Here is a 22184-nt window from a genome sequence, read left to right as displayed (position 1 = left end):
TTGAGCTTTTCAGAAAGGAAAAGGCTTATGGAGCTGAAACGTACTCTCTCCGGAAACAGCAAAAAACAGGAAAAGCCAACCACGGCACAGAATACCATTACCTTTAAAAAGATGTTTCAGGACGGTATCTGTCAGGTGACTTCCACTTTCTACACGAAAATGGTGGAGTTTTTTGACATCAACTATGACCTTTTAGAGATAGAAGATCAGGGGGAGATTTTAGAGGAGTACAGCAAGCTCATCAATTACTTTGATCCGTCTATTAAGTTTGAACTGTTCCTGTTTAACAGACAGGTCAACGAACAGACTTTGATAGAGCAGTTTGACATTCCTTTGCAGGGAGATGAATTTGACGATATCCGTGAGGAATATACGGAAATGTTAAAGAAACAGGCAGCAAAGGGAAACAACGGCATCATCAAATCGAAATACCTGATTTTCGGTATTGAGTGCAAAGGCTTCAAGGAAGCAAGGGCGAAACTTGCAAGCATCGAAGCCGATGTGATAAAGAACTTTTTAAATCTTGGCACACACGCCAGAAGCCTTGACGGAAAGGAACGGCTGCGTATCCTGCATGAATATTTCAACCAGGATACAATGGAGCCTTTCCGTTTTTCCTTTAAGGAGCTGTCAGAATCCGGTAAAAGCGTAAAGGACTATATCGCACCGCCGGGCTTTGACTTCCGTTATCCGAGCCGTTTTAAAGCGGGGAAGATGTATGGCAGCGTCCACTATCTGGACATCATTGCACCGAGATTTAATGATGAGCTGCTAAAGAAGCTCCTTGACATTGATGATAACCTAACCATTACCATGCACATGCAGACCTTTGACCCGGTAAAGGCGATCAAGATGTTAAAAGGGGCATTGACAAATATTCAGAAGATGAAGATTGAGGAACAGAAGAAAGCAGTACGCTCCGGCTATGACATGGATATTTTACCCACGGACATCATCACTTATGAAAAGGACACGCTGGAGCTTTTGGATGACCTTAATACCAGCAACCAGAAGATCATCAAGATGACATTCCTGATTACCTGCTACGGCAGGAGCAAGCGGGAGCTTGAGAACATCACGCAGAGGGTGTCCGGCATTATCCAGCAGGCAAACTGCAACCTGCGCTGTTTACAGTATCTGCAGGAGCAGGGGCTTATGGCTTCCGCACCGATAGGCTGCAATGAAACCGGGATAGAGCGTGTGCTTACCACAAAGAGTACCGCTATCCTTGTTCCGTTCTGTACGCAGGAGTTATTCATGCCTGCTCCGGCGATTTATTACGGTCTGAACGCCCTCAGTAACAACATGATCATGGCAGACCGGAAACGCTTAAGAACACCAAACGGCGTGATACTCGGTACGCCCGGCTCCGGTAAGTCTTTCAGTGCAAAGCGTGAGATTTTATCCTGTTTTCTTATGACAAGGGACGATGTGATTATCTGTGATCCGGAGGGAGAATATTTTGCCCTCGTGGGCGCACTGCACGGGCAGGTGGTAAAGCTTGCCACCAATTCAAAGGATTATTTAAACCCGATGGATATACAGCTTTCCCATAAGGGGGACAAGGAAGCGTTAAAGCTGAAATCGGACTTTATCATTACCTTATGTGACCTGATCGCCGGAGGGAAGGACGGGCTGGAGAACGATGAGAAAGGCATCATTGACGAGTGTATCCGTCATATCTACGATGGCTACTTTGAAAATCCCGTGCCGGAAAATATGCCGATCCTTGAAGATTTGTATAATGCCCTCTTGAAGCACAAGAACAAAAAAGCGGAGCGTATCGCAAACAGCCTCGTGCTGTATGTGCATGGATCGCAGAATTATTTTAACCACCGCACCAACGTGGACAGCCATAACCGCATCATGTGCTTTGACATCAGGGACTTGGGCAACCAGCTAAAGGAGCTTGGAATGTTAATCGTGCAGGATGCGGTCTGGAACAGGGTTTCACAGAACCGGGAGCGCAGGATTGCCACCCGCTATTACTGTGATGAGTTCCATCTTCTCTTAAAGGAAAAGCAGACAGCCATTTACAGCGTGGAAATCTGGAAGCGGTTTCGTAAGTGGGGCGGCATTCCGACAGGCTTGACGCAGAACGTGGGCGATTTTTTGAAATCAGAGGAAATCGAGGGCATACTCGGCAACTCTGATTTTGTTTATTTACTGAATCAGAACGCAAAGGATCAGGCGATACTTGCAGACAAGCTGGGGCTTTCCGAAAAGCAGCTTGCCCATGTGACAAACTCTGAGCCGGGAAGCGGACTGATTTTGTTTGACAACGTGGTAATCCCGTTTGTGGATAAGTACCCGAAGGACACCAAGACCTATGCGATCATGAATACCAAGCCGGAGGAAAGCGTAAAGCAGGAGGAAAATAATGTATGAACGGAGGAGGAAAGTGATGGAAACAGACACAATTATCCATAATGACTGTCTTGACGCCTTAAAAGATATGCCCTCTGAAAGCGTCCACTGCTGTGTCACATCGCCGCCTTATTACGGGCTGCGTGATTACGGCATGGACGGGCAGGTCGGCAGGGAAGCAACGCCGGAACAGTATATAAGGAAACTGACGGAAATTTTTTCGGAAGTTTACCGTGTACTCAGGGCGGACGGAACCTGCTGGCTGAATATTTCCGACACATACTGCGGTACGGGGAGCAAAGGGGGCTATAAAGACCCGAAGAACCCGGAAGGCAGGAACGGTCAGAATGTTTCCATAGTCCGGAATGTGGAAGGGTGCAAACATAAAGATTTAATCGGCATCCCGTGGATGCTGGCATTTGCACTCAGGAACAGCGGGTGGTATCTCAGAAATGATATTGTCTGGCAGAAAGGGAACGCCATGCCGGAAAGTGCAAAGGACAGGCTGACACGCAGCTATGAGCATATTTTCCTGCTTGCCAAGTCACAGAAATATTATTTTGATGCGCTGGCGATTTCGGAGCCGATAGCGGCGGATACGGCAAGGCGGTACATGGGAGGACGTGGAAGCAGCCATAAATATTCCGGCGAAGTGCCGGGGCAGGCAGGAATACAGAAGCTCAACAAGCCACGGAAAGCGGGGGAAATTAAGAAAAGCGACATTTCTCCTGTCAGGAACTGCCGGGATGTGTGGCTGATCAACACAGTGCCTTACCGGGGAAATCATTTTGCAGCGTATCCCCCGAAGCTGGTGGAGAGGTGCATCCTTGCAGGCTGTCCAAAGGGCGGCATTGTACTTGACCCGTTTTTTGGAAGCGGCACAACAGGGCTTGTGGCAGTAAGAAACGACAGGCATTATATCGGGATTGAACTGAATGAGGAATACTGCGTCCTTGCAGGAGAACGGATAGGAGGCGGATATGAAAATAAGGCTGATTGACATGAGTAAACGATAAGAGGCTGTTTCATTCCGTAAAGGATTTTAAGAATCATGACACAGGCGGTACAGAAAGGGGCAGGCATTGGATAGCAGATAGACATGGAGGAATTTTAATGGCAGAGATAAAGAAAGCACAGGCGGCTGGGTTTGCAGAGGATAGCAATGCTTTTGCCGGGGGCAGCTCCGTAAAGGGAACTGCCGCACCGAAAAAGGCACAGCAGAAGCAGTCCGGCGTACACCAGCCGAGAGATGCAGACGACACTTCCGGACAGAATGTCCAAAGGTCGGGACAGGCGGAAACTTTTGGACAGGATGTCCAAAAGCAGACAAAAACATCTGACAGCAGGAAGGCAAAAGGCGGGCAGAGAAAGCAGCACCGGAAGCAGGGTGCTTTTGGGCAGAGTGACAAAATGTCTGAAAATGCGGATGCCGGAAGTCAGAAGAAAAGTGATTTTACAAAGGAAAACAGTACCTTTACGGAGGACAATGGCACAGCGCAGGAAGAAAGGCAGTCCGGCGATGATTACCGCCGCAGGGACACCTATCATCAGGCAGAGAAAAGGGGGCATTACCGCAGGCGGAAACAGCGTGAGCATACGGACAGGGAACGGACGAAAACCTCTGATTTTGAACAGGATTTCAATACAAAAGACAATGCCTTTACAGAGGGAGAAAAAACGGAGTTTCAGGGCAGCAAAAAGCTGGATAAGTTACAGAAGAAAGCGGAGAAAGCCGGAAGAAAGACAGAAGCGGCAAGACGGAAGCTGCCAAAGAAAACGGAGTATTCCCTTGAGCGTGTCTTTGATGAAAAGACAGGCAGGGCAAAGTATGTGCTGACCGCCGTAAAAAAGGAAAAGCCCTTTAAACCGGACAGCCCGGTAAAGAGGATGGCGGGCAGAGCCGGATCAGAGTTTACCAATTATGCACATGGCAAGGTTGCCGAAGTGGAAAAGGAAAACGCAGGCGTGGAGGGCGCACACAAAAGTGAGCAGAAAGCCGAAGATGCGTACCGCTTTGTGAAGCGGCACCATAAAAACAGGCTGCAAAGGCGGCGTGAGAAAGTGGCGAAGCTGGAGAAAAAGCAGTTTCAAAAAGAGGTCAATTTCCGTTACCGGAAGTTTTTGGAAGAAAACCCGGAAATGCAGGAAAAGACGTTAAAGAAGCAGCTGCAGAAAAGACTGCAGAAACAGCGCATCAAACGTGAGTATGCAAAGGCAAGGCGGGCAGGGCAGGCGGCGAAGAACACAAAAGAAGCGGCGGTAAAATCTGCCAACTTTACCACAACGGTTGCAAAGAAGTTACAGGAAGCCGCACAGAAACACGCTGCCCTGCTTGTGACGATAGGAGCCTTTGCGGTGCTTTTGATTATGATTATGACCTCCATATCGTCCTGCGGGGCGATGTTTTCGGACGGCATGAGTACCACGCTGGCAGGGAGCTATATGAGCGTCCCGGCGGAGATGGATGCGGCAGATTTGGCATTTTCCGAGCTGGAAAAGAACCTGCAGGCAGAAATTGATGCCATAGAAACAGATTATCCGGATTATGACGAATACCGCTACAATCTGGATGCCATAGGGCATGATCCCTTTGCCTTAATCAGCTATTTATCCGCAGTCTATACGGAATTTACGGCGGCAGAGGTGCAGGGTGAAATAGAAAGCCTTTTTGACGAGATGTATGAGCTGACCCTGAATCCGACCACGGAAACAAGGACAGGCACAAGAACGGTCACAGACCCGGAAACGGGGGAGGAAACAGAGGAGGAATATGAGTACGAAGTCAGTATTTTAGAGGTCACGCTTACCGCAAAGGATTTGGGTGTGGTGGCAGCCGGACACATGAATGAGGAGCAGAAAGAGATTTATGCTTTTTATAACGAAACACACGGGCTGGTACAGCAGTTTTACACACCGCTTGACCTTTACTGGTACAACTATGTATCGAGCTATTACGGCTGGCGCATCAATCCGGTCACGGGGCAGGAGCAGCTTCACAGGGGCGTTGACATTGCAGTGCCGACAGGAACCACGGTCTATGCGGCGATGGACGGCACCGTCACAACAGCCGCTTACGATGATTACTACGGCAACTATGTGGTAATTGAGGACAGCAAAGGATACTGTACGAAATATGCCCACATGGACACGTTAAGCGTCAGTACCGGACAGGACATTACACACGGAACGGTAATCGGAACAACGGGAAACACGGGGAGCAGCACCGGAAGCCACCTTCATATCGAATGTCTGTATAACGGGGAATATTATAACCCGTTATTTTACTTTGAAGCAGGAGAAAAAACGCTGTACGGGGAAACACCGGGAAGCGGAAGCGGCGGGGGAGGTGCCATACCGCCTGATTCTTATAATGATGAAACCGTACAGGCACTTATGGAGGAAGCAGCAAAATATCTAGGCTATCCGTATGTATGGGGCGGTTCGTCACCGTCAACGAGCTTTGACTGCTCCGGCTTTGTCTGCTGGGTATTTACCAACAGCGGCGTACACAATTTTCCAAGAACCACGGCACAGGGCATTTATGACCAGTGTACTCCGGTTCCGGCAGCGGACGCAAAGGCAGGAGATATTATCTTTTTTACGGGTACATACAATTCAGGCGGTGCAGTCAGCCATGTGGGAATTTACTGCGGAAACGGTGTGATGATACATGCAGGCGATCCGATTAAGTATTCCAATATCAATACCTCGTACTGGCAGAGCCATTTTTATGCGTTTGGCAGATTGAATTAGAAATAAATGCCCTTTAACGGGGCATGGAAAGGAGAAATGATGTGACAAAGGAAAGGATTGAAAAGGAGCTTCAGAAAGTCCGGCAGCAGCTTGCAACGCTGCAGGAAAGGCAGAAGGACTTGGAGGAGCAGCTTCAGATGGCAGAGGACGCAGAAAAGATGAAATTCATTGAGAAGAATAAAATCTCTTTGGACAGGCTGATTCTGCTGAATAAAGTCAGTGAGGAAGAAATCCTGCATCTGTTAAAGCAGAAGGAGCAGGAGGAACAGACAAGACAAACAGAAAGGGAGGCAGTAAGCCATGAAAAAAATTAAGTTATCAACTAAAGCGGTGTTATCGCTTGGTTTATCAGCAGTATTATTCTGTATGCCCGCAGTGGGCTTTGCCCTGAACGGGAATTATGCAGTGAATGTCCATGCGGAGGATTCCAAAGAGCAGGAAGCAGTATCAGAGGAACCTGCGGAAAGCACAGGGCAGACGGAAGCCGACACAGAGCAGAGTGCAGAGGGCGGCACGGAAGAAAGCACGGAGAATACAACAGAGGAAAGTACGGAAAACGGTACGGTTTCCGGAAATGAAGTAACAGAGCCGGTGTGTACCTGTGAGAAAAAGTGCAGCGCATATGACTATGACAAGGATTGTGAAGTATGCGCCGCAGATTACAGGGACTGTGAATACAAGACTCCGAATGTAGTCATTAACATCAACAGTCCGGGCGGGTGGTACAACGAAAGGGCAACAGTTACGTTTACCGTATCCGATACGGCACACACGGGCAACTTTGAAATTGCCATGATACAGGCAAAAGTAGGGCAGAACGGGAGCTGGACGGACGTGACGGAAGATAAGAAGCTGGAAATTTCTGAAAACTGTACCGTCTATGTGCAGGTCACAGACCAGAAAGGCAATACATATGAGAGAAACCGGGCAATGAAATGTTTTGACACCACGAAGCCCACCCTCAATGCGGCGGTCAGTGACGGACTGTTAAGTATTCAGGTGCATGATACGGATTCCGGCGCAAAGGCGGTGTATGTCAACGGTTATGAGTTTACAGACCTGACAAACGGAACCCTGAATATCCGCTTACAGCAGTTTGATGCAGGATACGAGTATTTTACCATTTCCGCAATGGACAATGCCGGAAATATGTCGGAAGTTTATAAGACGAAAAATCCGTATTACAAAGACCCTGCCGATGAGAGTGATGAGAATCCGGCAGAGCAGCTCCCGGTCAACGCCGAAGCCACCAAGCCGGGGAGTGCCACGGGAACGGTGACAGAGCATACAAAGACGGACAGTGACGGCAATACCATTTCACAGACACCGGAGGAACAGAAGAAACAGGCTTTTGCTGAAGCAGATGCTGCGGAAGCGGCAGAAAGCGGTGATAAGGAACAGTCTGAACAGGGCAAGGAGTTTTACACTATTCAGACCGCATCGGATAAAGTATTTTATCTGATTATTGACAGGGACGGGGAGGAGGAAATGGTTTATTTCCTGACGGAGATTACGGAAAATGACCTTCTGAACACCACTTCCGACAACAGCGAAACCTTACCGAAAAACTCCGCTGCTCTGGAATCTGCAATCCCGACAACGGAGAGCGCACTGCCAAACAACAATACCGATAAGGAGAGCGAGCCGGAGGAAGATACGGAGTCAGAGAGTACCGAAGAAGAAAGCACGGAGGAAACGGAACCGGAGGAAGAAGCCGGAGAGGAAGCCAGCCCTATTGCTTCTTATATCATCATAGGTATCCTTGCCATTGCCTTTATCGGCGGAGCTTATTATTTTAAGGTAGTCCGCAGGAAGAAAGAGGATTTCATCGAGGACGAAGATGAGGACGAGGAAGATACGGAAGAATATGAGAATGAAGATGAGGAGCAGGAGGACAGCTCCGATGATGATTTCTTTGACGATGACAGGGAAAGCGATGCGGCGGATACCACGGAATAAGGAAAAGCAGGAGGAGCATTGAATGGGAAAAGAAACAGGAATGAAAGAAACGGTGGACAACGTGCTTGATGACATTGCCGCAAAGCGGGCTGCGGCATCGGAAAAAGCAGGGCAGGAGAACAGAGAAACAAGCCCCAAGAAGGAATTTAAGGAGATCACGATGAAATTCGGCAAGGGCTGTGTCGGGGAGGAATTTCAGGGGAAGGACGGGAATAAGTACAAGGAAATACTCGTTCCCAATCCCGATAAGAATGATCACAGACCGTGGCAGACTTTTGTGGTAAAGGCAAACCATGTCCACGAGGATAAGTTTGGTAAAGGGATGTGGATCAAGCTCCCGGCGGAGGGGCATACAACGCTGCGCCGTCCGGTTGTGGTCGGAGAAAAGCCTGACGGCAAAAAGGAATGGGGGACAGAGAAAAACAGCATTGCCAATGCCGATTTAAAGAAAATGGTGGAGGCTTATAAGGAGCGTCCGAGGGAGTCGGTAAAGGGCAGGCTTGCAGAAAAGAAAGCGTAAGCTGTCACGCAGAAGCCCGCCCAAAAGACGCAGAGTAAAAGTAAATCTAAGGAGGCGGAGCTGTAGGAATTATGAAGAAATATTCAGTGATACTGGCAGACCCGCCGTGGCAGTACAAGGTTTATTCCAAAAAAGGATTGGGACGCAGTGCAGAAAGCCACTATCCCACCATGAATATTGAGGACATTAAGGCACTTCCCGTAGCTGACATAGCAGAAAAGGACTGTGCCTTATTTCTTTGGGTGACATTCCCCTGCCTTTTGGAAGGCTTTGAAGTCATAAGGGCATGGGGCTTTACCTATAAAACAGTAGCGTTTGTGTGGGTAAAGCAGAATAAAAAGAGCGATTCCCTGTTCTGGGGCATGGGGTACTGGACACGCAGCAATGTGGAGCTTTGTATCCTTGCCACAAAGGGAAGCCCGAAACGGGTGGATGCGGGAGTGCATCAGGTTGTGGTTTCCCATATCGAGGAACACAGCCGCAAACCGGGAGAAGTCCATGAGCGCATCAGGAGGCTCATGGGCGATGTACCAAAGATTGAGCTGTTTGCCCGCAGAAAAGCGGAAGGCTTTGACGTGTGGGGAAATGAAGTGGATTCAGACATTGAATTTAAAGGAGGAAACAGATTATGCAGTTAGTGATAGCAGAGAAGCCCAGCGTGGCACAGCAGATTGCCAGTGTCATCGGGGCAGAGGAGAGAAAAGACGGATACATGGAGGGAAGCGGCTCTATCGTTTCGTGGTGCGTGGGGCATCTGGTGGAATTAGCACAGCCGGATGCCTATTCTGATGCGTGGAAAAAGTGGACGTATGAGAGCCTTCCCATGATACCGGAGAACTGGCAGCATGAAGTCAAACGGGATACTGCCGCACAGTATAAGGTGTTAAGGGAGCTGATGCACGATACAAGAGTGGACAGCGTGGTGTGTGCCACCGATGCAGGGCGTGAGGGAGAACTTATCTTCCGTCTGGTCTATGAGATGGCAGGCTGCAATAAGCCCATGAAGCGGCTGTGGATTTCCTCAATGGAGGAAAGCGCAATCCGTGACGGCTTTGCAAATCTAAAGCCGGGCAGCGATTATGACTGTCTGTATCAGTCAGCCCTTTGCAGGCAGCGGGCAGACTGGCTTGTGGGACTGAACGGAACACGGCTTTTTACGGTGCTGTATGGCGGCAAGGTGTTAAAGGTGGGCAGGGTGCAGACGCCCACCCTTGGCATGCTGGTTGAGAGGGAAACACAGATCATGAATTTCAGGAAAGAACAGTATTTCATGGCACATATCCTCTGCGGCGGTGTTGACGCAGCCACGGGAAGGATTAACAGCAGGGCGGAAGCGGAAACTGTTGCCGGGGCGTGCAAAAACGGACAGGCAGTTGTAACTTCCGCAGCTAAGGAGCAGAAAAGCATTGCCCCTCCGAAGCTCTATGACCTTACCACGCTTCAGAGGGACGCTAACCGCTTGTTTGGTTTTACCGCAAAGCAGACCTTAGAGTATGTGCAGAGCCTTTATGAGAAAAAGTTAGCCACCTATCCAAGAACGGACAGCCAGTATTTATCTGATGATATGGAGCAGACTGCAAAGAGCGTGATCGAAGCAATTTTTGGTTCCATTCTTTTTCAGGAAGATGTGATGTTCAATCCGAACATCAAGCGTGTGCTGAACAGCAAAAAGGTCACAGACCACCATGCGATCATTCCCACAATGGAGATTGCAAAGGCTGACCTTTCCACGCTGCCGGAACCGGAGCGAAAGATTTTATCCCTTGTGGCCAACAGGTTACTGTGTGCTACGGGGGAAAAACATCTGTATGAAACGGTAAAGGCAGAGCTTTCCTGCGGCGGTCATACTTTTCATGCTTCCGGTAAATCGGTCACGCATAACGGCTGGAAAGATTTTGAGGATGCTTTCAAGCGTGCCTTTAAGACCATAGAGGAAAAAGAAAGCACCGAAGAAAAGAAGCTGCCGGAGCTTACAGAGGGACAGACCTTTGAGAACATGCAGACGAAGATCAGCGAGCATTACACGACACCGCCGAAGCATTACACGGAGGATTCCCTGCTGTCTGCAATGGAGAGAGCCGGAGCAGAGGACATGGGCGATAATGTGGAACGCAAAGGGCTTGGCACGCCTGCCACCAGAGCCGACATTATCGAGAAGCTGGTGAAGGACGGTTTTGTAAAACGTGAGAAAAAACAGATGCTCCCCACGGAGGACGGCATGAAGCTGATTACCGTGCTTCCTGATGTGGTGAAGTCCCCGAAGCTCACAGCGGATTGGGAAAATGCCCTTACCCTTGTGGCAAAAGGTGAATATTCCATGCAGGAATTTATGGGCGGTATTGAGGATATGGTGCGTGACCTTGTGCAGACCTATCACAGTGTCAGCGAGGAGCAGAAATCCATGTTCGGAGGCGGCGCACAGGGAATCAACGCAGGAACTGCGTTAGGCAAATGCCCGAAGTGCGGCGGTGATGTGGTAAAAGGGAAGTTTGGAGCCTACTGTAAGAATAAATGTGGCATGAATGTTGGAAGGGCAATGGGAGCCGTTCTTTCCGACAGCCAGATTAAGAGTATGCTGGAGGGGAAAAAGACCCTTGTAAAAGGCTTAAAAGGGAAAAAAGGCACCTATGATGCCTATCTTATCCCGGAAGGCATTGAGGACTATTCCTACACCAAAGACGGGAAGGAAATCAGGGGATCACAGTATAAGGTTAGGCTGGAATTTCCGAAGCGTAAGAAATAGAAACAGAATAACAGTACATACAGGGCATACGGGAACAGTCTGTATGCCCTTAAATTTCAGGAAAAACGGAGGAATTGAATATGAGTGAAACTATGGAAAATGCAGCTTTAAACAGCGGGGAAATTGCAGACCGCACACCTGCAGCAAAGGCAGAGGAAACCAAAGCGGATAAATTTATCCGTCTTGGGGAGTACCGCATGAATAAGGCGATTGATGCGATTGGAAGGATAGAGAACCTTGCAAACAGGTCGGCTTATGAGTATACGCCGGAGCAGGTGGAAGCCATGTTCTCGGTGCTGGAGTCTAAGGTGGCAGAGGTAAAAGCAAAATTTACCGTAACAAAGAATAAGGAAAATGCAGCCTTTTCCTTTGGGAATAAGGCAGGGCAGGAAAATTGAGAAGGAGGATAAGCGGTATGAATACAGCAGTTTACAGTACAGGGGATAAGATTTTAAATGTGATGAAAGAAATGGATATGAGTATTCCGGGGCTTGCGGAGCTGTCCGGCATCCACGAAAATACCCTTTTAAATATCCTTGCCGGGATAAAGGAGCCGGACATCGGGACAGCGTGCAGGATTGCGGACGCACTCGGCATCTGCGTGCGTGAGCTGTGTCCGGATGAGGAACAGTATGCGGTTTTCATAAAGAAGGATACCCTTGCAAAGCTGATTGTGATTAGTGAGATCAACGGAGTGGAACCGGATGAACTGATTGCTTCCATTCTGGAAAAAGGCATTGAGGAAAACGGATTTTATGATTAAACAGGGCGGCGGGAGCAGTCCCGCCGTCATTTTTTGGAGGAAAGCCTATGACAACAAAATATCAGATGATTTCCATGCTGGCGGAGGAAACCGCAAAGCAGATCGCAAGGAACGGGCAGGAATGGATGAAATATCTTGATACGGCTGCAAGGCTGTATAAATATCCTTTTAACGAGCAGATGCTCATCTATGCCCAAAGACCCGATGCGAGTGCCTGCGCTTCCCTTGAAACATGGAATGAAAAAATGAACTGCTGGGTAAACCGTGGGGCAAAGGGGATCGCCCTGATTGACACGGACAGCGAGCGTCCGAGATTAAAATATGTCTTTGATGTATCCGATGTGCATAAAGCAAGGAGAATCGGGCGTGATCCATACCTGTGGGAACTTAGGGAGGAACATAAGGATGTGGTGCTTGCTCGGCTTGAAAATATTTACGGAGAAACAGACGCACAGATGCCCTTTGAAAAAAGGCTGATAGAGCTTGCGGAGCGGATAGCGTCCGACTATTATGAGGAGCTGCTTCCGGAAATCGGTTATGTCAGAGAGGGCAGTTTTTTAGAGGAGCTTGACGAGCTGAATGTGGGAATCCGGCTGCGTGACACGCTTGCATCAAGCATTGCCTATACCATTCTGTCACGCTGCGGTGCGGATATGGAGCAGTGGAAAGAGGAGCTTGATTTTGACAATATCAGCGAATTTAATACCACAAAGACCTTATCCGTGCTTGGCAGTGCCACAACGGAAATGTGCAAGCCGCTTCTTATGGAAATCGGTAATACAATCAGAGCCTATGACCGTCAGACTGCCCGGAAAAGGGCAGAAGAAAAAGCGGCTTTAGAGCAGTCCGGCACTATTTTAAAAAATGCCGAAAATTTAGATGAAATTCCGCTTGCAAATACAGCAGAAGCGGACTATAATGCTTTAAAGCGTGAAAGCGAAACACAGATACAAAATGAAACGGAAACTACTGACCATAAAGAAACGGAGGGCATTGCCAATGAAACTGACATACGAGAAGAACGGGGATTATCTGATCCCGAACCTGATGCCGAACGAGGAGCCGGAACAGGCACTCACGAAGTACGGGCTGATGAGAAAGAAATTCTTGCAGGAACACCGGAAAGGGATTTATCAGGGCATGGTGCTGACGGGCGAGCTGAAAGCACACTGCCTTCAGATACAGGAGCAGGCAGAGCAGAGAATGGACTTCCTGACACAGCAGATGGCAAAAGCAGAGGGAGTGGACGAGGCACTGAAAGCAGCCGATCAGATGAAATGGGTGGGACTGATGAACAGCATCAGACATTCAGCGGAGGAAACCGTGCTGACGGAGCTGATCTACAGTTAGAAAACAGTACACAACAGAATAAAGAACAGCAGGAGCCGGATAGTGAAAACAATTCATTATCCGGTTCTTTTTTGGATAACGATCAGGCTGTTCCAAATGAAGATGTTACCGGGCTTCGGAAAGGCATTTTATGTTCTGATGAATTTCTGATCCATAAAAGACCGGAGATTGCAGGCTATTTTGCAATGGAGCAGGATACAAGGCTGCAAACGGAATATTTTAGGAACTGCTTTCCATTCGGCACATATTATGCGCTGGATGTGGCTGGTACTTCCGTAGGTTTCCATGCCGGTGAAGAAGGGCTTTACATCAACATGACGGGAAAAGCCGGGGCAGAAAATGAAACGCTTTTGTCATGGGAAGATGCCCGTTTCCTTGTCAATTCCTATATGGAGGACGGTGTGTATTTACTGCCGGGAGAAGTGGCGGAGCAGATTGATATGGACGGAATGTATAAACAGCTTGACCTCTTTACCATGTTTAGCGAGCAGGTAGGAAATATCGCCATGAAGCAGGCTGAGGAAGTGTCTAAAGTGCCGCCTGCAATGCCGATACCGCAGGAGCAGCTTGACGCAATCCTTAGAAGCGGGGGCGGCAGGGACAACAGTCGGAAACGTATCTATGCCAAGTATTGTCAGGGCAAGACGCCGGAGGAAATGGCGGAATTTCTGAAAAAGGAATACGGAACCACCGGAAAAGGCTTTGAGTTTGACGGAAAACAGACAGCGGTATGGTTTGATGAGCAGGGAATGACAGCCGGATATGGCACATCGGCATTGGAAAATCCCAGGTTTACCATGAGCTGGAAGGAGCTGGAAACACAGATACGTTCACAGGTGGAGAACGGCACTTATATGAGTGCAAATGAAGTCTACCTTGTAGACGAGGCGGAGCGTGGGCGCATTGCAAACCACTTGTATTTCTTTTTCCGTGACGGTATGGAGGAAATGCCGGAAGAACTGGAATTGAAAGCTGCAAATTATCCGGATTCCCATGCAGGATTAGTGGAGCTTCTATCGACACCGGAGGGTGTGGATATGGCAGCTTCGTACATGGATAAGGCACTGCACCAGCTTGAAATGGGGGAAAAGAAGCTGCGTTTCCGTTCTGTCATGCCCAAAGAGGAACTGCGGGATGAGCTTGATAATCTGCTCCTGAAAAAGAAAACTTTTCCGGCAGATGACCGGGTGGAAGTGAAAAAAGAGGATTTCATCACGCAGGACGAGATAGACCACAGGCTCGGCAGGGGGAGTGGTTATCATCATGGCTCATTCCGTATCTATGATTATTTTATGGAGGGGCATAACAGCAAAGATGCTGCTGATTTTTTAAAACATGAGTATGGAATAGGCGGCAGCTCCCATGCGCTTGCCGGGGCTGACCACAGTTGGGAGGATCACGATTCCAAGGGCATCAGTCTGAAAAAAGGAAATTTATCAGAACCTTATTCAGAGGTGCTGTTATCCTGGAAAGTGGTGGAGAAACGTATCCGTAAGCTCATTCAGGAAGATAAGTATTTATCCCCGAAGGGAAAAGAAGCATTTGCGGCATATAAAGAAGAACAGGCGCAGAAAGAGCTTGAAAAGGCACAGGAAAAAATAGAGCGTGATACAAAGGCTGCCTGTAAAGATGCCATAGACAGGGCAATCACTGAAAACTTTGACGGATACCGTCTGCCAAAGGAAACAGCGGAGGGTGTCATAAAGGAATACGGGATAGAACGTGTCAGCTATGTGCTTGCAAATACTGTCATGCACCGCAGACAGGAGGACAGGATTTCCCCGGAAAACAAAGAATGGGCAAAGTCTATCACGCCTTATGCAATGTATGAAAGCCGGGATATTGTTGCCGCTTCACACCCTGCTGTGCTGAATGGCTTTATCAATCAGGCAAGAAGATATATTGAGCATGAAAAGGAGATTGCGGTACAGGCAGAAGCAGAGCAGGTGCAGGAACCGGAGCAGAATGATGTTTTGGATATTTCTGAAGGGGAATTAGAGTGGCATATCATACATGAGGGTGATGATGAAAACGGACAGCCTACGGAGTGGAGCGCAAAGCTGCCTGACGGGGAATTTCTATGGATTGACAAGGAAGCGGAGGGGTATGCCTTATATAATACCCACCATACAGATGCAAGCCCGGTTACTGTTTCGGAAACATTGGATGGGGCAAAGGAAAGCGGCGAAGATTACGCCTTAGAATTTGCTGCTGTTGATGTAGAAGAAGTGGAGAAAACCACAGTTGCGCTGGAATCGTCAGAGGATTATTCAGAGCCGGGGATAGGTTTTTATACCCACCAATATGCAGATGGCAGGGATGGAGTGCGTTACCGTCTTGTGACACAGGGGGAGGACGGGCTTCTTGTACCCTACCCGGAGCATAACAGGTTTTTTATCAATCGTGGGCTGGCGCAGGAATATATAGATACCCATGCAGATCTGATTGATGTGATCGGATATGATGAGATGGTATTCAGCTCTATGCAGAAACAAGGCGAATACAAAAGGGAGCAGGCAGGAAAGGAAACTTATGGACATGATGTCAATCCTTCTGTAATGCGGAAGGATTTGGAACCGGAAACCATTTCCATTGACGGGCAGAAGTGTATAAAAATAGATGAATGGAAGTCCGGTGAGGACAGTTATCTGCTTTGCAATTCCACAGAGGACAGCGATTTCTTCTATGCAGAGGTAAACGGGAATACGCATTTTGAATATGACCATAAGCCGGACAGGGAGGAAATAGAAGATGATTTCATAGACATCGAAGCCATGAGGGACATTGACCGACACGAAGCGGAAGTATTTTCACGCTTTGAGGGCAGTGATGATTTCCCTGATATTGACACCGATGCAGTCCGTGAAAAGCTGGAGAATGGAGAAGCTGACAAAGAAGCGGATGCCATGCTTGCTTTTGCGGAGCAGGCTGCAAAGGAAAACGAGGTTGAGCCATACAAGAGATTTTCCGTAACAGAAACAAGCGACGCCTTTGCACCGGGGGAGAATTTTGCCATTTGGGATGATGTCCGTGAGGAGTATTATCACGATGGGGACGGAACGGTACATACCTTTGCTGACAGAAAAGAAGCGGAGGAATATCTTGCACAGGTTGAAAAGGAAGTATCGGAAAAGGAAGCTGCCGAGTGGAGTTATGTGGAGGCTGCCAAGACGCCCTTTTATGAAAATGCAGAACCGCCATTGACAGCGGAGGACGTACAGAATCTTGTACTGATCAGTCAGGATTATAACAGAGGTTCCCGGACTACGGTATATGATTTTGAGTGTGATATTCGTGGAGAGCATGACAAACTGCAATATACCTTACAATACCATGATGACGGCGAAGGTTTTACCATTCATACCGAAAAAAATGATATTTGGGAGCGTATGCCGGAGCCGGAGCTTAGCAGGCTGGAAGGCATACTTGGCAGGGAAGCGTTATATTACCAGCTCCATAACAAAATCGCAGGGGCAGAAAGCCTTGAAGAACTGAAAGAGATTGAGTTTGACATTATGGAAAACCAATCTCCTTATTTTTCTGCCGTATCAGGGAGAGTATGGGAAGATTTTAACCGTAAAAATGATGAGCTGTCTGGTGTTTCGCATGAAGTGCCGGAAACTTCCGGACAGAATGTCCAGAAGTCAGAACCGGACACTTTAGGACACAATGTCCAAAAGCAGGAGCCAAAGACCGACAGGCAAAATGCAGTCAATTTCCATATCACGGACGATGCCCTCGGTATTGGCAGTGCAAAAGAGAAATTCCGCAGGAATGTGGAAGCCATACGCACCCTTGAAAAAATCGAGAGCGAGAACCGCACCGCCACGCCGGAGGAACAAGAGATTTTATCACAGTATGTTGGCTGGGGCGGTCTTGCCGATGCCTTTGATGAAACCAAAGCGAACTGGCACAATGAATATCAGGAATTAAAGGGGATTTTATCCGATGCGGAATATGCTTCCGCAAGGGAAAGCACCTTAAATGCCCACTACACAAGCCCCGTGATTATCCGCAGCATCTATGAAGCACTGGAAAACATGGGATTTGAAAAGGGCAACGTATTAGAGCCTTCTATGGGCATCGGCAACTTTTTTGGTATGCTGCCGGAGAAGATGCAGGAAAGCAGGCTTTACGGCGTGGAGCTTGACGGAATTACCGGAAGGATTGCAAAGCAGCTTTATCCCAAAGCAGATATTAAAATCACAGGCTTTGAAAAAACGGATTATCCAAACGATTTCTTTGATATTGCAATCGGCAACGTGCCTTTCGGTCAGTATAAGGTGGCAGACAGGCAGTATGACAAAAATAACTTTCTGATACACGATTATTTCTTTGCAAAGGCTTTGGATAAAGTGCGTCCGGGCGGTGTGGTTGCCTTTGTGACAAGCAAGGGCACAATGGACAAGAAAAGTCCGGAGGTCAGAAAGTATCTTGCACAGAGGGCGGAGCTTTTAGGTGCGGTCAGGCTTCCCAATACAGCGTTTAAGGAGAACGCAGGAACGGAAGTCACTTCCGATATTTTATTCTTAAAGAAGCGTGACCGGGTAATGGACTTGGAGCCGGAGTGGGTGCATCTGTCGGAAGATGAAAACGGCATTGCCATGAACAGCTATTTTACTGAGCATCCGGAGATGATCGTGGGAAAAATGGAAATGGTAAGCGGGCAATACGGCATGGAAAGCACCTGCACACCCGATACCACCAGACCCTTTGCAGAGCAGTTAAGGGAAGCGGTAAGCCGCATTGACGGGAAAATTGAGGAAATGGAGCTTGATGAGTTTGACAGAGAGATGGCAGACCAGACCATTCCGGCAGACCCGGACGTGAAGAATTACAGCTATACGCTTGTGGATGATAAGGTTTATTACCGTGAAAACTCCGTCATGAAGCCTGTGGACATGAAAGATTCCATGCTGGAGCGTATTAAAGGAATGGTGGGCATCAGGGATTGTACGCAGGAGCTGATCAATGTGCAGCTTCAGGAATATCCGGATACCGTCATTAAGGAGAAGCAGGCAGAATTAAATTCACTGTATGATGCTTTCTCCAAAAAGTACGGACTTATCAATTCACAGACCAACAAAAGGGCGTTTAACCAGGACAGCAGCTACTGCCTGCTCTGTTCGCTGGAAAAGCTGGACGATGAGGGCAATTTTAAGGGTAAAGCGGATATGTTCACCAAGCGTACCATTAAAAAAGCCGAGGTTGTCACAAGCGTTGACACCGCAGCCGAAGCCCTTGCGGTTTCGCTGTCGGAAAAGGCGAGGGTTGATCTTGACTATATGGCGGAGCTGTCAGGAAAAAGCACTGACACGATAAAAGAGGAACTGACCGGGGTAATCTTTAACAATCCCGTAACGGACAAATGGGAAACTGCGGACGAGTATTTAAGCGGCAATGTCCGTGACAAGCTGGAAACAGCAAAAGTCTATGCGGAGAACCACCCGGAATATGCCGTCAACGTGCAGGCACTTACACAGGTACAGCCAAAAGAGCTTGATGCAAGCGAGATTGAGGTGCGCATCGGGGCAACATGGATAAAGCCGGAGTATCTGGAGGATTTCATGCGTGACACCTTTGAAACGCCGCAGCACTTATTTGACAGGAACATCATGGGCGTACAGTTTTCGGACGTGACGGGGCAGTGGAACGTAAAGGGCAAAAATGCGGATTACGGAAATGCGCTTGTGAACATGACCTATGGAACCAGCCGCAGGAACGCCTACCAGATTTTAGAGGATTCGCTGAATCTGAAAGACAGCCGGGTATATGACACCATAGAGGAGGACGGGAAGGAAAAGAGAGTCCTCAATAAGAAAGAAACCACCCTTGCTGCACAGAAGCAGGATACCATCAGGGAAGCCTTTAAGGACTGGGTTTTTCGTGACCCGGACAGGCGGCAGGACTTAGTGGCAAAGTACAATAAGCTGTTCAATTCCACCAGACCGAGGGAATATGACGGTTCACACCTGAAATTTCCCGGCATGACACCGGACATTGAGCTAAAGCCACATCAGAAAAGTGCAGTAGCACACGTTTTATACGGGGATAATACCTTACTGGCGCATTGTGTCGGTGCGGGAAAGACCTTTGAAATGACAGCGGCGGCAATGGAGAGCAAACGGTTAGGCTTATGTCAAAAGAGCCTGTTTGTCGTGCCGAACCACCTGACAGAGCAGTGGGCGAGTGATTTTTTGCGCCTTTATCCGGGAGCTAATATTTTAGCCGCCACGAAAAAAGATTTTGAGCCTGCCAACCGGAAAAAATTCTGTTCGAGGATTGCCACGGGAGATTATGATGCGGTCATTATCGGACATAGTCAATTCGAGAAAATTCCCCTGTCACAGGAAAGGCAGGCGGCAATGATCGAGCGTCAGATAGACGAAATTGAAACTGCGATTGCAATGGCAAAAGCGGACAATGGGGAGCGTTACACAATCAAGCAGATGGAGAAATCAAGAAAAGCACTCCAGACAAGGCTTGAAAAACTCAATGATACATCAAGAAAAGACAATGTAGTGACCTTTGAGCAGTTAGGCGTTGACAGGCTTTTCGTGGACGAGAGCCACAACTATAAAAATCTGTTCCTTTACACTAAAATGAGGAATGTGGCGGGCATTGCACAGACAGAGGCACAGAAGTCCTCGGATATGTTTGCAAAGTGCCAGTACCTCGATGAGATAACGGGAGGCAAAGGAGTTACTTTTGCGACAGGCACACCGATCAGCAACAGCATGACGGAATTATACACCAATATGCGCTATCTCCAGTATGGCACGCTTCAGAAGCTGGGGCTTGGGCATTTTGACAGCTGGGCATCTTCCTTTGGAGAAACACAGACAGCCATAGAGCTTGCACCGGAGGGAACAGGTTATAGGGCGAAAACAAGGTTTGCGAAGTTCTTCAATCTGCCGGAGCTTATTTCCCTATTCAAAGAAAGTGCAGATATTCAGACGCCGGATATGTTAAAGCTGCCTGTGCCGGAAGCAGAGTATGAAAACGTGGTGTTAAAGCCGAGTGAATACCAGCAGGATATGGTGGCATCGCTTGCGGAACGTGCGGAGGCGGTGCGTGACAGGAAAGTGGACGCAGCGGTTGACAACATGCTCAAGATTACCAACGATGGGAGAAAGTTAGCGTTAGACCAGCGGCTTATCAACGATATGCTTCCTGATGATGAAAACTCAAAAGCGAGTACCTGTGTCAGAAAAGCATTTGAGATATGGGAGCAGACAAAGGAGCAGAAGTCCACACAGTTAATTTTTTGTGACCTTTCCACACCGAAGGGGGATGGCACATTTAATGTATATGATGACATAAAAAACAAATTGATCGGGAAAGGAGTACCGCCGGAGGAGATAGCGTTCATACATAATGCAAATACGGAAACAAGGAAAGCGGAGCTGTTCGCAAAAGTAAGAAGCGGGCAGGTTCGTTTTTTATTGGGTTCCACGCAGAAAATGGGAGCCGGAACCAACGTGCAGGATCGGCTTATTGCCTTACATCATCTCGATGTACCGTGGCGTCCGTCCGACATCGAACAGCAGGAGGGGCGTATTTTAAGGCAGGGCAACATGAATCCAAAGGTAAAGATTTACCGGTATGTGACAGAGAATACGTTTGACAGCTACTCGTGGCAGCTCATCGAAAACAAGCAGAAATTCATCGGGCAGATCATGACGAGCAAATCCCCGGTCAGAAGCTGTGAGGACGTGGACGAGGCTGCACTGACCTATGCGGAAGTAAAGGCTCTGGCAACGGGCAATCCCTATATAAAAGAAAAGATGGATCTCGATATTCAGGTGTCAAAGCTGAAGCTGATGAAAGCCAACCACACCAGCCAGAAGTACCGTCTGGAGGACAATATCGCAAAGCACTATCCGCAGCAGATCGCCATTCTGAAGGAGCGTATCAGCGGTATGCAGGCGGACATTCAGACCGCAAAGGCAAAACTTCCGGCAGATAAAGAGCAGTTTTTTATGAAAGTCGGGGATAAGGCTTATACGGACAAAAAAGAAGCCGGAGCTGCACTTGTGGAGATGTGCAAGGAAATGAAAACAGTCAATGTGCCTGCAACAGTCGGGGAATATGCCGGGTTTAAAATGGCGGTGTCTTTTGATTCGTTCAACCACAAATTTGTGATGAACTTAAAAGGGCAGTTAAGCCATAACTTGGAAATCGGTTCAGACCCACTCGGCAACATTGCCCGTATCAATCACGCTCTGGAATCTATGCCGAAACAGCTTGCCGAAGCGCAGACCAAACTTGAAAACGTGGAGCATCAGCTTGAAACAGCAAAAGCGGAAGTGCAGAAGCCTTTTTCACAGGAGCAGGAATTAGCGGAAAAGTTAGACCGTCTGTCTGCCTTAAATGCCCTGCTTAACATGGACGAAAAGGGCAATGACGGGATCGGCATGGAAGATGAGCCGGAAACGTCAGAGGGAGATAGAGAGGTTGCAGACCGTTCTGCAAAGAATATCCCGCTTGCGGAGAAACTGACGGATACGGGGCAGAATAAAGGCGGCAGGCAGTATACGGATGTACCTGCAGCAAGGGTATCCTTAAAGGAAAAGCTGGAAGCGTTCAAAGTCAAAGCTGCCGAGGGAGATGCAGATAAAGCCACGCCAAAAAAAGCAAAGGATAAAGCAGAAATTTTATAATTATTTTGAACGGGTAGCTGTGAAAAGCTGCCGTTTCCATTAAGCAGACAGGAGGGAGAAAGAGAA

The 22184-nt window shown here is 48.3% G+C and carries 11 protein-coding genes; all 11 read left to right on the top strand.

The features are described 5' to 3' along the window. Positions 1-27: 27 nt before the first annotated feature. Positions 28-2388, top strand: coding sequence for a VirB4-like conjugal transfer ATPase, CD1110 family (locus WMO38_RS06900; RefSeq protein ID WP_227733632.1), 2361 nt, complete (start codon positions 28-30; stop codon positions 2386-2388). Positions 2389-2404: 16 nt separating this feature from the next. Then, entirely contained in the window at positions 2405-3367 is a 963-nt protein-coding gene (locus WMO38_RS06895; protein WP_055195813.1) for a DNA-methyltransferase, read from the top strand. 113 nt (positions 3368-3480) lie between these two features. Next, complete coding sequence (locus WMO38_RS06890; protein ID WP_055195805.1) at positions 3481-6120, top strand: CD1108 family mobile element protein; 2640 nt, start codon at positions 3481-3483, stop codon at positions 6118-6120. 41 nt (positions 6121-6161) lie between these two features. After that, positions 6162-6434 (top strand): hypothetical protein, encoded by a 273-nt coding sequence (locus WMO38_RS06885; protein WP_055230552.1) that lies wholly within the window; start codon positions 6162-6164, stop codon positions 6432-6434. Continuing rightward, a complete protein-coding gene (locus WMO38_RS06880) occupies positions 6421-8079 on the top strand; it encodes a CD1107 family mobile element protein (RefSeq protein ID WP_055195799.1) in 1659 nt (552 codons plus the stop codon). Before WMO38_RS06885 ends, WMO38_RS06880 begins: the two co-directional genes overlap by 14 nt. Positions 8080-8101: 22 nt before the next feature. Next, positions 8102-8599 (top strand): hypothetical protein, encoded by a 498-nt coding sequence (locus WMO38_RS06875; RefSeq protein WP_349161963.1) that lies wholly within the window; start codon positions 8102-8104, stop codon positions 8597-8599. Between the two features lie 71 nt (positions 8600-8670). After that, positions 8671-9237, top strand: a complete 567-nt coding sequence (locus tag WMO38_RS06870) for an MT-A70 family methyltransferase (RefSeq protein ID WP_055195795.1) — start codon at positions 8671-8673, stop codon at positions 9235-9237. After that, positions 9228-11342 carry a type IA DNA topoisomerase gene (locus WMO38_RS06865; RefSeq protein WP_055195793.1) on the top strand — a complete coding sequence of 705 codons (2115 nt, stop codon included), beginning with the start codon at positions 9228-9230 and terminating at the stop codon, positions 11340-11342. The genes WMO38_RS06870 and WMO38_RS06865 overlap by 10 nt, the downstream gene beginning before the upstream one ends. A gap of 80 nt (positions 11343-11422) precedes the next feature. Beyond that, positions 11423-11740 carry a hypothetical protein gene (locus WMO38_RS06860; protein ID WP_227064068.1) on the top strand — a complete coding sequence of 106 codons (318 nt, stop codon included), beginning with the start codon at positions 11423-11425 and terminating at the stop codon, positions 11738-11740. Positions 11741-11757: 17 nt separating this feature from the next. Next, positions 11758-12105 (top strand): helix-turn-helix domain-containing protein, encoded by a 348-nt coding sequence (locus tag WMO38_RS06855; protein WP_055195791.1) that lies wholly within the window; start codon positions 11758-11760, stop codon positions 12103-12105. A gap of 47 nt (positions 12106-12152) precedes the next feature. Beyond that, positions 12153-22118 (top strand): helicase-like domain-containing protein, encoded by a 9966-nt coding sequence (locus WMO38_RS06845; protein WP_055195789.1) that lies wholly within the window; start codon positions 12153-12155, stop codon positions 22116-22118. Positions 22119-22184 lie beyond the last annotated feature (66 nt).

It is taken from the genome of Lachnospira hominis (ex Hitch et al. 2025) (assembly GCF_040096395.1).
Classification (GTDB): Bacteria; Bacillota; Clostridia; order Lachnospirales; family Lachnospiraceae; genus Lachnospira; species Lachnospira hominis.
This window is presented reverse-complemented; position numbering and strand designations above follow the sequence as displayed.

Coding starts and splice junctions, on each gene's coding strand:
- WMO38_RS06870 (WP_055195795.1), top strand. CDS start 8,671: ATGAAGAAATATTCAGTGATACTGGCAGACCCGCCGTGGCAGTACAAG.
- WMO38_RS06845 (WP_055195789.1), top strand. CDS start 12,153: ATGACAACAAAATATCAGATGATTTCCATGCTGGCGGAGGAAACCGCA.
- WMO38_RS06895 (WP_055195813.1), top strand. CDS start 2,405: ATGGAAACAGACACAATTATCCATAATGACTGTCTTGACGCCTTAAAA.
- WMO38_RS06855 (WP_055195791.1), top strand. CDS start 11,758: ATGAATACAGCAGTTTACAGTACAGGGGATAAGATTTTAAATGTGATG.
- WMO38_RS06865 (WP_055195793.1), top strand. CDS start 9,228: ATGCAGTTAGTGATAGCAGAGAAGCCCAGCGTGGCACAGCAGATTGCC.
- WMO38_RS06880 (WP_055195799.1), top strand. CDS start 6,421: ATGAAAAAAATTAAGTTATCAACTAAAGCGGTGTTATCGCTTGGTTTA.
- WMO38_RS06875 (WP_349161963.1), top strand. CDS start 8,102: ATGGGAAAAGAAACAGGAATGAAAGAAACGGTGGACAACGTGCTTGAT.
- WMO38_RS06860 (WP_227064068.1), top strand. CDS start 11,423: ATGAGTGAAACTATGGAAAATGCAGCTTTAAACAGCGGGGAAATTGCA.
- WMO38_RS06890 (WP_055195805.1), top strand. CDS start 3,481: ATGGCAGAGATAAAGAAAGCACAGGCGGCTGGGTTTGCAGAGGATAGC.
- WMO38_RS06900 (WP_227733632.1), top strand. CDS start 28: ATGGAGCTGAAACGTACTCTCTCCGGAAACAGCAAAAAACAGGAAAAG.